At 28.5% G+C, this 11,811-nt stretch carries 14 protein-coding genes and 1 riboswitch; all 14 genes read left to right on the top strand.

Features of this window, described 5'->3' with window-relative positions; all coding sequences use genetic code 11:
* The first annotated feature begins 83 nt into the window (after positions 1–83).
* The 14 genes from BUB33_RS16240 (at position 84) to lgt (ending at position 11,726) form a co-directional block, all read left to right on the top strand.
* Positions 84–257 carry a hypothetical protein gene (locus tag BUB33_RS16240; RefSeq protein WP_165920309.1) on the top strand — a complete coding sequence of 58 codons (174 nt, stop codon included), beginning with the start codon at positions 84–86 and terminating at the stop codon, positions 255–257.
* A 76-nt stretch (positions 258–333) separates the two neighbouring features.
* Entirely contained in the window at positions 334–1,005 is a 672-nt protein-coding gene (locus BUB33_RS02585) for a TIGR01906 family membrane protein (protein WP_072972777.1), read from the top strand.
* Complete coding sequence (locus tag BUB33_RS02580; protein WP_072972775.1) at positions 968–1,585, top strand: hypothetical protein; 618 nt, start codon at positions 968–970, stop codon at positions 1,583–1,585. The genes BUB33_RS02585 and BUB33_RS02580 overlap by 38 nt, the downstream gene beginning before the upstream one ends.
* Positions 1,586–1,600: 15 nt before the next feature.
* Positions 1,601–1,694: riboswitch (THF riboswitch) on the top strand.
* Between the two features lie 68 nt (positions 1,695–1,762).
* Positions 1,763–2,314 (top strand): folate family ECF transporter S component, encoded by a 552-nt coding sequence (locus BUB33_RS02575; protein WP_072972773.1) that lies wholly within the window; start codon positions 1,763–1,765, stop codon positions 2,312–2,314.
* A 9-nt stretch (positions 2,315–2,323) separates the two neighbouring features.
* Positions 2,324–2,917: a flavodoxin family protein gene (locus BUB33_RS02570; protein WP_072972770.1), complete on the top strand. Its 594-nt coding sequence runs from the start codon at positions 2,324–2,326 to the stop codon at positions 2,915–2,917.
* Between the two features lie 30 nt (positions 2,918–2,947).
* On the top strand, positions 2,948–4,069 hold the full coding sequence (gene aroC, locus BUB33_RS02565) for a chorismate synthase (RefSeq protein WP_234949967.1): 1,122 nt from the start codon (positions 2,948–2,950) through the stop codon (positions 4,067–4,069).
* A 4-nt stretch (positions 4,070–4,073) separates the two neighbouring features.
* Positions 4,074–5,105, top strand: coding sequence for a 3-dehydroquinate synthase (aroB, locus tag BUB33_RS02560; protein ID WP_072972767.1), 1,032 nt, complete (start codon positions 4,074–4,076; stop codon positions 5,103–5,105).
* 24 nt (positions 5,106–5,129) lie between these two features.
* The gene (gene aroA / locus BUB33_RS02555; RefSeq protein WP_072972765.1) at positions 5,130–6,371 is read left to right on the top strand and encodes a 3-phosphoshikimate 1-carboxyvinyltransferase; all 1,242 of its coding nucleotides are present in this window, start codon (positions 5,130–5,132) and stop codon (positions 6,369–6,371) included.
* 71 nt (positions 6,372–6,442) lie between these two features.
* Positions 6,443–7,015 carry a phosphate propanoyltransferase gene (gene pduL, locus BUB33_RS02550; protein WP_072972762.1) on the top strand — a complete coding sequence of 191 codons (573 nt, stop codon included), beginning with the start codon at positions 6,443–6,445 and terminating at the stop codon, positions 7,013–7,015.
* 16 nt (positions 7,016–7,031) lie between these two features.
* On the top strand, positions 7,032–7,682 hold the full coding sequence (gene deoC, locus BUB33_RS02545) for a deoxyribose-phosphate aldolase (RefSeq protein ID WP_072972760.1): 651 nt from the start codon (positions 7,032–7,034) through the stop codon (positions 7,680–7,682).
* Between the two features lie 71 nt (positions 7,683–7,753).
* The gene (locus BUB33_RS02540) at positions 7,754–8,200 is read left to right on the top strand and encodes a YhcN/YlaJ family sporulation lipoprotein (RefSeq protein WP_072972758.1); all 447 of its coding nucleotides are present in this window, start codon (positions 7,754–7,756) and stop codon (positions 8,198–8,200) included.
* Between the two features lie 125 nt (positions 8,201–8,325).
* A complete protein-coding gene (gene yfmF, locus BUB33_RS02535; protein WP_072972755.1) occupies positions 8,326–9,597 on the top strand; it encodes an EF-P 5-aminopentanol modification-associated protein YfmF in 1,272 nt (423 codons plus the stop codon).
* A 32-nt stretch (positions 9,598–9,629) separates the two neighbouring features.
* Positions 9,630–10,919: an EF-P 5-aminopentanol modification-associated protein YfmH gene (gene yfmH / locus BUB33_RS02530; protein ID WP_200778092.1), complete on the top strand. Its 1,290-nt coding sequence runs from the start codon at positions 9,630–9,632 to the stop codon at positions 10,917–10,919.
* 63 nt (positions 10,920–10,982) lie between these two features.
* Positions 10,983–11,726, top strand: coding sequence for a prolipoprotein diacylglyceryl transferase (gene lgt / locus BUB33_RS02525; RefSeq protein WP_072972753.1), 744 nt, complete (start codon positions 10,983–10,985; stop codon positions 11,724–11,726).
* The last annotated feature ends 85 nt before the right edge of the window (positions 11,727–11,811 follow it).

Below are 11,811 nucleotides of genomic sequence, written 5' to 3'. Positions count from 1 at the left end.
TAACTAAAAGATTTAAGTTCAACTGTATAAAAGAATAAGTATTTAACATAATAAGTATAAGGTCATAAGAAGGAGGAAAAATCATGGAAACAAATGATACTTTTCAAGAAATAAAAGAGAGATTTATAGCTGCAGACTTAGATACAAAGATTCAAATATATACTACTGTTCAAGGATTATCAGTAGAACAATATAAGGAATTACTTAGAGTTTTTCCAATTAAATATTTAGATAAACTAGAAAAAGCTATGGCATAGTTTTAAAAGGGTTGGAGAATTATATTTCTTCAATCCTTTTAAATTAAGAAAAAATAATTATTGAGGTGGGCTTATTTTGAAGAAAGTAATTTTATTTTTATCATTATCTTTACTTTGTCTTCTAACAGCAGTAGAAAAAAATGCCTTTGATTTTCAGCAATATATTGAGACATATTCCAATTATAATGTAGTGGAAATAACGGGGAAGAATTTAGAGGAATTAGGTCAGATAACAAAAGATTTATTAGATTATTTAAAAGGAGAGGTAGATATTCAAGTTTTAGAATCAAATTTCAATATAAAAGAAATATGGCATATGAAAGATGTAAGAGGACTATTCAGAAGAGGATTTGTATTAAAATATATATGTATTATATTATCCATTTCTATAATAATTTTATTTATTGTTAAAAGTGAAAAAAATATATTAGGGATGTTTTTATATAAAAGTTTATTTATTAATTGGATATTAGTAGGAGTTATTGCAATTATGATATATTTTGATTTTAGCAAGTATTTTACCTATTTTCATTATGTTTTTTTTAGGAATAATTTTTGGCAATTAGATCCGCAAAGAGATTTATTGATACAACTTTTCCCAGAAGAGTTTTTTATTAATATAACAACTAATATTATATTATCTTTTCTTAGTTTTATGGCAATAATACAGACCATAGGATATCTTATTACTAGGGAAAGGTGGCTAGAGAATGAAAAGAGTTTTAAATTATTTAAAAGGAAATCGTAGGGAAAGGGAGAAACAAAGAGTATTGGATAATTTTTATACCAAACAAATGAAAAATGGTAAGACTGTTAGGGCGGATATTTTAGATAAAATAGCTATAGGAATAATTATTTTAATTTTTTTTATTTTAATATTGAATAAATTAATAGAGAGTTTTATTATCTCCCTAAGTATTTCTCTTTTTATAGCTATAGTTATGAGTATATATATAAAAAAGGCTATTCTAAGAAATAAGTATAAAAGGATAGAAGCTATTAAGAATGAATATAGAATAAAGCTTGAAGAAGAAAAGGTTATATCTTCCAATGAAGATATAGAAGATTATATTATAGATAGATACTATGAAAAAAAATCAGAATTGAAAAATAGTTTTAATTTTTTAAGTAAGGATAAGATATTTAAATTATATACTCTATCAATTATATTTTATATGATTTCTTATTTTTCTACTTATCCATTATATTATAGAATAATGTCTATAATTTCGTTTATTATTGCCTCTATTATTGGTTCATATAACTTAACTGAATATATGAGGAAAAGGAGCAATAATGATTTACTTAATAAGGATATTGATGTATAATGATATTGTTAGTAAGACAGAGTAGGTAAAGAGCGTCAAGTGTTAAGGGATGGGAAGTTGCCCTTAAACGAAGGAAATAATTCTGCGATTCTTTACCGCGTCCGCTGGATCATTAAAGAAACCTCTTATCTTTGATGTGACAGTTGCCTGTCACTAACAAAAGAAAGGAGGATAAAAATGAATAAAAGTAAGGTAATGAACACGAGAACATTGGTATATGCTGGTTTTTTGACATCTATATCTATAGTTCTTACAAGATTTTTAGCTATTATGGTTCCATTGGCAGGCTTGCCTACTTTAAGGATAAGCTTTGGAGAGATACCTCTAATGATAAGTGGATTGTTATTTGGACCAGTAGTTGGAGGTATAAGTGGACTAGCTGCTGATTTAATTGGAGTTATGGTAAATCTTCAAGGACCATCTATTCACCCTGGTTTTACATTAAGTTCTATATTATGGGGTGTAATACCAGGTATTTTAGGAATTTATTTTAAAACTAAAGTAAAAGGTGGGAATCCTTTTTCATTGGGCAATATAACTATTATAGTTAGTGCTTGCATTTTATTTATATCATTAGGATTGAACACTTACTGGTTATCAAATTTATTTGGAAAGGGATTTATGGTATTGCTTCCAGGTAGAGCCTTATCTGCTTTAGTTAATATACCAATTCAAAGCTTTATTACTACAACTTTAATAAAGCATCTTAGAGGAATGGTAACAGTATAGGAGGTCTAAATGAAAAAAGTATTAGCTTTAATGGGTAGCCCTAGAAAAGGAAAAAATACAGATAATTTAATAGATTATTTATTAAATGGAATTGAAGAGAATGATTATGAAATCAATAAAATATATTTAATGGATAAAAAAATAAATCCATGTACGGGATGCGATTATTGTGGGAAGACAGAGGCTTGTGCAAACAAAGATGATATGGAAACTATTTATAAAGATTTTGATAATAGTGATATAATAATACTTGCAGCCCCCATATATTTTAATTCTGTAAATGGACTAACGAAAAATATGATTGATAGATGTCAAAAATATTGGTCATTAAAATATTCTATAGGTAAAAAATACAAACAAACGGAAGATAGAGTAGGTGTATTTTTAGCTACAGGAGGGGCACCTTTTTCTAATAATCAGTTTGATGGGGCTATTCCAGTTATGGACTACTTTTTTAGATCTATAAATGCAAAATATAAAGGGAATTACTTTATATCTAATACAGATAAAGAACCTATAGAAAAAAGATTAGATGTTAAAGATGAATTATATAAAATAGGTAAAAACATTTGGAGCATAAGAGACTTCTACCTTCACAGGTAGAAGTCTTTTACATAATAGGAGGGGTAAAAAATGATAAGATTTTTAACAGGCGGTGAATCCCATGGTCAATCTCTTACAGGAATAATAGATGGAATACCTGCCAACCTATGTCTAGATATAAGCTATATAAATGAACAGCTAAAAAGAAGACAGAAGGGATTTGGCAGATCTATTAGAATGGAATTAGAAAATGATGAAATAAGTATATTATCTGGTGTAAGTAAGGGTTTTACTACAGGTAGTCCAATTACCATATCTATTAAAAACAAAGGTACAAATATTGAATTAGTAGAAGTTACTAAACCAAGACCAGGTCATGGAGATTTAGTAGGTGCACTTAAATATAATCAAAAAGGTGGACGGAATATACTTGAAAGAGCATCGGCAAGAGAAACAGCTATGAGGGTGGCATTGGGAAGTATTTGTAAACTTTTATTGAAGGAATTCCATATAAATATCTATAGTCATGTTATAAATATTGGTGGGATAAATTCAGATATAAACTATTATAATGGATTAAAACATGAAGAGTTAATTAGGGCTGATGAATCAAGTATTAGGGTAGTAGATAAAGAGTCAGAGGAAAAAATCATAAAAAGAATCCAAAAAGCAAAGGATGAAGGAGATACTTTAGGAGGGATTATAGAGGTTATAGTTAAAGATCCTCCCATAGGATTAGGAAGTCATATAAATTGGGATACAAAACTTGATGGAAGACTTGCAGCAGCCTGTATTAGTATACAAGGAATAAAAGGAGTAGAATTTGGACTAGGAAGTATTGCAGCATCAACTTTAGGATCAAATTTTCATGATGAGATTTTCTATGATAATAAATATAGGAGAAGAACCAATAATGCAGGAGGTATAGAATCAGGCATTTCAAATGGAGAGGATATAGTTATACGAGCTATTATGAAACCAATACCTACTCTTAGAAAACCCTTAGAAACTGTAGACATAGTAACTAAGGAAAAAAAGACAGCACAATTTGAAAGGTCAGACGTATGTGCAGTCCCCTCTGCTAGTATAGTTGCTGAATCTATGATAGCATATATATTAGCAGATGAAATAATTAAAAAGTTTGGAGGAGATTTTTTAGAAGAAACTAAGATAAATTACTATAATTATCTTAAGTATTTAGAAAGAAGGTAATAATATGGGCTTTAAGATGGTAGATAATATATGGAAGGAACTAAACCAATATATAATTAATGATGATTTTATTTTTGTGACTGATAGAAATGTATATAATTTATACAAAGATGAAATAGATGAGGTATTAAATGGGAGAGAAAACATATATATAATTCCTTCAGGTGAAATAAATAAGAATTTAGAAGAATTATCTAGTATATACAAAATTTTAATTAAAAAAAACATTGATAGAAATGGGAAGATATTCTGCCTAGGTGGAGGAGTAGTTGGGGATTTGGCTGGTTTTGCTGCAGCAACATATAAAAGAGGGATTGAATATATTCAGATTCCAACTACTTTATTATCTCAGGTAGATAGCAGTATAGGAGGTAAGACTGGAATTGATTTTGAAGGTCATAAAAATATTATAGGTTCTTTTCATTTTCCCTTAACGACTTTAATTGATACTTCATTTATTCATACTTTACCTGAAAAAGAAATTACTTGTGGTCTTGGGGAAATAATAAAATATGGTTTAATTGAAGATTATAATTTTTTTAAAAATATAGAGAAAAATATTAAAAAGATTTATAATAGGGACATGAGAATACTTCCAACCATAATAGAAAAATCAGTTGATATAAAATTTACTATAGTAGATAAAGATAAATTAGATCTAGGTCTCCGACAAAAATTAAACCTTGGACATACTATAGGACATAGCATTGAATCTTTTTTTAAATATGAAAAATATAATCATGGTGAGGCAGTTATACTTGGTATGATGTATGAGAGTAATATTGCATATCAAAAAAAACTTATAGACAAAGAATACTATAATGAAATTATAGGAGTATTGAATACCTTGGTAGAACAACCAATATTTAATAGTTTTGAAATAAAAATTTTAATAGAATATATGAAAAATGATAAAAAGAATAGAGATGGAAAGATTTCATTTATTCTGCCTACAGGAAGAGGTACAGTTGATTTGTTTTATGATGTAGAGGAAAAGCTCATAGAAGAGGCTATATTAAATGATTATAAAATATAGATATATATTAAGGGAGTGTATAGTTTGAAGATTGAAGGAAAAAAAACTCTAAAAGGTGAGATTAAAACACCTGGAGATAAATCTATTTCCCATAGAGCTGTAATGCTTGGTTCTATTGCTAAAGGAGAAACAATTATAAAAAATATTTTATTATCTGAAGATACACTAAGAACAATTGAATGTTTTAGGGAAATGGGAGTAGATATGGTTATAGATGATAAGGAGAATATTCTCAAGATAAATGGCAATGGAATTCACGGCTTAAAAAAACCATTTAAGCCTCTTGATTGTGGTAACTCAGGTACTACAATGAGGTTGTTGGCTGGGATATTAGTTGGACAAAACTTTTCTTCAACTCTCATAGGAGATATTTCTTTGAGTAAAAGACCCATGGATAGAATTATTATACCTTTAACTAAAATGGGTGCAAATATTAAAGGATATAATGACAAATACCCTCCTATTAGTATTGAGCCCTCAAATGAATTGCGAGGAATTAAATATGAATTGCCTATGGCAAGTGCTCAAGTTAAATCAGCCATTTTACTAGCTTCTATTTATAGTAAAGGAGAAACTAAAGTTATAGAGAAAAAGATTACTAGGGATCATACTGAAAAAATGCTTGAATACTTCGGCAAAGATAAATTTATGGGAAAAGAAATTTATGTTCCAGGAGATATTTCTTCTGCTGCATTTTTTATTGTAGCAGCTACTATTATGGAAGGTTCTTCTATCACCATAAAAGATGTTGGTATTAACTCTACAAGAACTGGAATTATTGATGTAATAAAAGCCATGGGTGGCAATATTAAAATAGATAATGTAAGAAGTATCAATAATGAACCTATAGGAGATATATATATTTCTTATGCTCCGATTAAAGGAATTGAATTGGATAAAAATATTATAGGAAGGTTAATCGATGAAATTCCTATAATAGCCGTAGCAGCTGCATTTGCAGAAGGAACAACAGTAATTAAAAATGCAGAAGAACTTAAATATAAAGAAACAGATAGAATCCAAGCTATGGTCAATGAAATGAAGAAAATGGGAGCTGATATAGAGGCTTTGCCAGATGGCTTGATTATACATGGGAAAAAGGAATTAAGTCCAGCTATTGTAAATACTTATGGTGATCATAGGATTGCAATGGCTTTGTCAATAGCTTCATTAAATATAAAAGGCATGTCAAAAATTCAAAATAGTCAATGTATAAATATTTCATATCCAGGATTTTATGAAACTATTTTGGGATTATTAGAATAAACTTTGATTTTTCATATACAAAGATTTATAATGGTTATATAATATTGAACTTATATTTAGGAGGAATACAAATGAAAACACAATTACCAATAGCATTATCAAATCGTCATATACATTTAAGCCAAAAGGACTTAGATGTTTTATTTGGTGAAGGATATCAATTAACAAAGATGAAAGATTTATCTCAGCCAGGACAATATGCTTGTGAAGAGAAGGTAGATATAGTAGGATCAAAGGGTACAATTAAAGGCGTAAGAATATTAGGGCCTGTTAGATCAAGTACTCAATTTGAATTATCAGTTTCAGATGCCTTTTCTTTAGGAGTAAAGCCAATTGTTAGAAATTCAGGTGATATAAAAGGTACTCCTGGAGCAAAACTTATTGGACCAAAGGGAGAAGTTGAAATAGAAGAAGGAATAATAGTAGCTGCAAGACATATCCATATGCATACTAAAGATGGAGAAGAATTTGGAGTAGCTGATAAAGACATTGTAGATATAAAAGTAGGTGGAGAAAGAGGCTTGGTATTCAATAATGTATTAGTTAGAGTATCTGAATCCTTTGCTCTTGAAATGCATGTTGATATAGAAGAAGGTAATGCGGCAGGAGTAAAAAATGGAGATTTAGTTGAATTAATTAAATAATTCGGAGGGGAAATTAATGTCTAATATATTGGGAATGATAGACCATACTATGTTAAAGCCAGATGCTACAAAGGATATGATAGAAGAATTATGTAAAGAAGCTATGGAAAATAAATTTGCAGCTGTATGTGTAAATCCTTGTTATGTAAAATTATGTAAGGATATATTAAGGAGTTCTGACGTTAAGGTAGCAACTGTTATAGGATTCCCATTAGGTGCAAATACTAAAGAAGTTAAGGCATTTGAAACTATGGATGCAATAAAAAATGGTGCTGATGAAGTGGATATGGTAATTAATATCGGTGCTTTAAAAATAAAAAATTATGAACTTGTTAAAGAAGATATAGAAGAAGTAGTAAAAGCAGCTAAAGACAAGGCATTAGTTAAGGTAATTATAGAAACTTGTTTACTTACAGATGAAGAAAAGATTAAAGCTTGTGAAATTTCTATGATTGCTGGAGCTGATTTTGTAAAAACTTCAACAGGATTTTCCACTGGTGGAGCAACTGTAGATGATGTGAAGCTTATGAAATCTATAGTAGGAGATAAACTAGAAGTTAAGGCATCTGGAGGAGTTAGAGATATAGATTCTGCAAAGAAAATGATAGAAGCTGGAGCTACTAGATTAGGAACTAGCTCAGGAGTCAAAATAGCAAAAGAAATATAATAATAAATATTTTCCTTTTCTTGTTATAAAATTTTAATATTATGAAAAACTATAATAAGAGGAGGGATAAATTGAAAAGATATTTATTATTCGTATTAGTTTTAAGTTTAATTTTTCAAATAGGTTGTAAAACTACTAAAAATAATGAAATGGTTAATGAGCCAGATGATACAGTAGTAGAAGTATCCATGGAAGATAAGGTAATAATTGATAGGTCAGAGAACTTGGCTGATTATGTTGTTGAACTCTTTGGTATAGATGATGCGGCAACAATTATATTTAATGATACAGCATTAGTTTCTGTTGTTATGGCTTATGACACATCCTTTACCACAGATACAAAAGATCTTATTAGTAGCTTGGTTATGGAGAAGGATACAGGAATAAAAGAAGTACTCGTATCTAATGATGAAAAGACTTTTTTTCAGATTGTAGAGATTATAAGTAGTTTAATGAATGGGTCATCCTATGATAATCATGTAGGTGAAATTAGTAGGATGATTGAAAAAAATAAATAAAATATAAAACCCAATTTTTAAAATTGGGTTTTTGTATTTTTTAATTAAATTCGTAATATTAATGTAAGTAACAAATTTAATTTTGGGTATAGTAAAAATAATATATTTAAGAAGGAGGAAACAATTTGACATTAAAATCAGAAAGAATCAAAATCGGGAATGGAATATATTTAAATTTAATTAGGACAAATAAATTTAAATCTAATTTACTTAGTTACTATTTTCTGAGACCTTTATCTAAGGATGAAGTTACAAAAAATGCTTTAATACCTTTGATTTTAAAAAGAGGCACAGAAGAATATACTACAAATCTTGAAATACAAAAAAAACTAGAGGAAACCTATGGAGCAAATTTAAGCATAGCAATTAATAAGAGGGGAGAAAAACATGTTCTTAGATTTACCATTGAAACTGTGAATGGTCATTATGTTGGGGATAAGGATTATATCTATGAAGTAGTCAATCTATTAAAATCTATTATCTATAATCCAGTTTTGGAGAAGGGATATTTTAAAAAAGATTATGTAGAGCAAGAGAAGGAAAATTTAAGAAATAGAATTGAAGGCAGAATAAATGATAAAAGGTCCTATGCATTAGATAGATGTATAGAAGAAATGTGCAGAAATGAAAAGTTTAGTATTTATCCTTTAGGGAATATAGAAGATTTAAAAGAGATTGATGAAAACATATTATATACACATTATCAAAAGATAATAAATACATCACCTATAGAGATATTTTATGCTGGAGAATATGATGAAGAATTAATTGAATGTATAAAAAACATAGAAAAGATAGATAGAAAAGAAGTTCTGACTATACCAAGAGAGCAAATTATTTCTGGGGTTCAGACTAAAAATATGGTATATGAGGATTTAGATGTAACACAGGGCAAATTAGTACTTGGATATAGAACGGGAATTCCTTATGAAGACAGATTATATAATGGACTTATAGTAGCTAGTGATATTTTAGGTGGAGGACCGAACTCTAAATTATTTAGAAATGTAAGAGAAAAAGAAAGTTTAGCTTATTATATTACTTCTACTGTTTTTAAATATAAATCCATTATGTTAATAGATGGTGGAATTGAATTTAATAATTTTGAAAAAACAATAGATATTGTAAAACAACAATTGGAAGAAATAAAAAATGGAAATTTCACAGATGAAGATATGGAAATATCAAAGAAATCTATAAAATCTTCAACAGAATCTATTAAAGATAGTATTTTTCTTATATCAGAATATTTCTTTAGTCAAATACTATCGGAAGATAATAGAGATTTTGAAGAAATATTAAGTGATATAGATAGTGTTACTAAAGAAGAAATAATGGAGGCTATGTCAAAAGTTGCCCTTGATACTATATATTTTATGAAGAATTCAAAGGCGTAAAAATGATATAGATAAATATAGGAGGAATATAATTGGACATCAGAATATACGAAAATGAGAAAATAAAAGAAAAACTTTTTTACAAAGAGATGGAATCTGGATTAAAAGTTTATTTTATGCCAAAAGAAGGATATACAAAGCAATATGCAATATTTGCTACTGATTATGGTAGTATTGATAATAAATTTATTCCAGTAGGAGAAAAAGATATAATAGAAGTACCTGAAGGTATTGCACATTTTTTAGAGCATAAACTTTTTGAAGAGCCTGAAGAAAATATTTTCGATAAATTCTCTAGATTAGGTGCAAATGTTAATGCATATACTAATTTTACTCAAACAGCATATTTATTTTCATCTACTGAAAATTTTTATGAAAATTTAGCATTATTGATAGAGTTTGTGCAGCATCCATATTTTACTGATGAAAATGTTGAAAAAGAGAAGGGGATTATTGCCCAAGAAATAAATATGTACAGAGATAACCCAAATTGGAGGGTGTTTTTCAATTGTTTAAGTGCAATGTATAATGAACATCCAGTTAAAATTGATATAGCAGGTACGGTAGAAAGCATACAAAGGATAGATGAAGAACTACTTTATAAATGTTATAATACCTTCTACAATCCAACTAATATGGTTATGTTTATTGTAGGAGATTTATCCTTTGATGAGATACTTAAAGTAGTAGATAAATCGGAGAGAAAGGACTATAAGGAAGTAGAAAAAATCAATAGATTTTTCCCAGAGGAACCTAATAAAGTAAAAGAAAAGTTTATTGAGGAAAGTATGATGACATCTGCTCCATTATTTTACATTGGATTCAAGGATATTGATTGTAAGTTAGAAAATAAAGAGCGAATAAAAAAAGATTTTATTACAAATTTCATACTTGATATGTTATTTGGTTCAAGTTCTGTATTTTATAATACCTTATATGAAGAAGGGCTTGTAGATAACAGTTTTGGTGCATATTATACAGGAAAAAAATCCTATGGTCATTCTTTAATTACAGGTGAGTCTAAGGCTCCTAAAGAAGTATATAATAGAATAGTTTCACTAATTGAAAAAGAAGAAACTTCTATTTTATTAGAAGATGATTTCAATCGTATCAAGAAAAAGAGTATGGGGGAGTTTTTAATGGGGCTTAATTCTGTTGAGTTTATTGCTAACACCTTTATCTCATCTTATTTTGATGGTTTGCTGTTAATAGATTATTTAGATATCTTAGAGTCCATTACTTATGACGATATAATTAAAAGATTCAATAGTCATTTTGTAAAGGATAATATTGTTCTATCTATAATAAATCCATTAAGATAATAGAAATGAATCTTCATTTGTGATATACTAATCCAATGAAGTATTTAGAAAGGTGGTTTTATTATGGATCCAGTTGCATTTCAGCTATTTGGTCTTGAAATTAGATGGTATGGTATTTTAATAGCCACAGGGGTATTGATAGGTACTATACTTGCTCTTCGGGAAACCAAAAGAGTTGGACTTGATGAAGAAATTTTGATGGATTTTCTTATATGGGAAATTCCTTTGTGTTTAGTAGGTGCAAGATTATATTATGTTATTTTTAGTTGGGATTTTTATAAAGATAATCCTATAGAGGCATTAAATATTAGAAATGGTGGGTTGGCTATTCATGGAGCTATAATTACAGCTATTATAGTAGCTATTGTATTCACTAAAATTAGAAAAATAGAATTTTGGACAATTGCTGATATATGTGCGCCAAGCTTGATTTTAGCTCAATCCATAGGAAGATGGGGAAATTTTATTAACCAAGAAGCTCATGGAGGACCGACAAATTTGCCTTGGGGGATTATGGTGAACGGGATAAAAGTACATCCTACTTTTCTTTATGAGTCAATTTGGAATTTCCTAGTCTTTTTATTTCTTCTTTGGTATGGAAATAATAAGCAAAAAATCAAAGGAGAAGTATTTTTACTCTATCTATCCTTATATTCTTTTATTAGGTTTTTCATTGAAGGTCTTAGAACTGATAGTTTAATGTTAGGACCAATTAGGGTGGCACAGCTTGTTAGTATAGTAGGTTTTGTAATTCCAATATATATTTTCTATAGAAGAAGAAAAAAAAATGAAGATATTAAACTTTAGCTGTTGGCATAAAAAGCCAACGGTTTTTTTATACCATTTTATTCCATTTAAATGTCGATATATAGCAGATTGTGACTAAAGTACT

This window comes from Tissierella praeacuta DSM 18095 (genome assembly GCF_900128955.1).
Taxonomy (GTDB): domain Bacteria; phylum Bacillota; class Clostridia; order Tissierellales; family Tissierellaceae; genus Tissierella; species Tissierella praeacuta.
Note: the sequence above shows the minus strand (reverse complement) of the source record. Positions and strands in the feature narration are given on the sequence as shown.

Excerpts from the sequence above, each read along its gene's own strand:
- BUB33_RS16240 (WP_165920309.1), top strand. The coding sequence starts at position 84 with ATGGAAACAAATGATACTTTTCAAGAAATAAAAGAGAGATTTATAGCT.
- BUB33_RS02580 (WP_072972775.1), top strand. The coding sequence starts at position 968 with ATGAAAAGAGTTTTAAATTATTTAAAAGGAAATCGTAGGGAAAGGGAG.
- BUB33_RS02575 (WP_072972773.1), top strand. The coding sequence starts at position 1,763 with ATGAATAAAAGTAAGGTAATGAACACGAGAACATTGGTATATGCTGGT.
- BUB33_RS02570 (WP_072972770.1), top strand. The coding sequence starts at position 2,324 with ATGAAAAAAGTATTAGCTTTAATGGGTAGCCCTAGAAAAGGAAAAAAT.
- aroC (WP_234949967.1), top strand. The coding sequence starts at position 2,948 with ATGATAAGATTTTTAACAGGCGGTGAATCCCATGGTCAATCTCTTACA.
- aroB (WP_072972767.1), top strand. The coding sequence starts at position 4,074 with ATGGGCTTTAAGATGGTAGATAATATATGGAAGGAACTAAACCAATAT.
- pduL (WP_072972762.1), top strand. The coding sequence starts at position 6,443 with ATGAAAACACAATTACCAATAGCATTATCAAATCGTCATATACATTTA.
- deoC (WP_072972760.1), top strand. The coding sequence starts at position 7,032 with ATGTCTAATATATTGGGAATGATAGACCATACTATGTTAAAGCCAGAT.
- lgt (WP_072972753.1), top strand. The coding sequence starts at position 10,983 with ATGGATCCAGTTGCATTTCAGCTATTTGGTCTTGAAATTAGATGGTAT.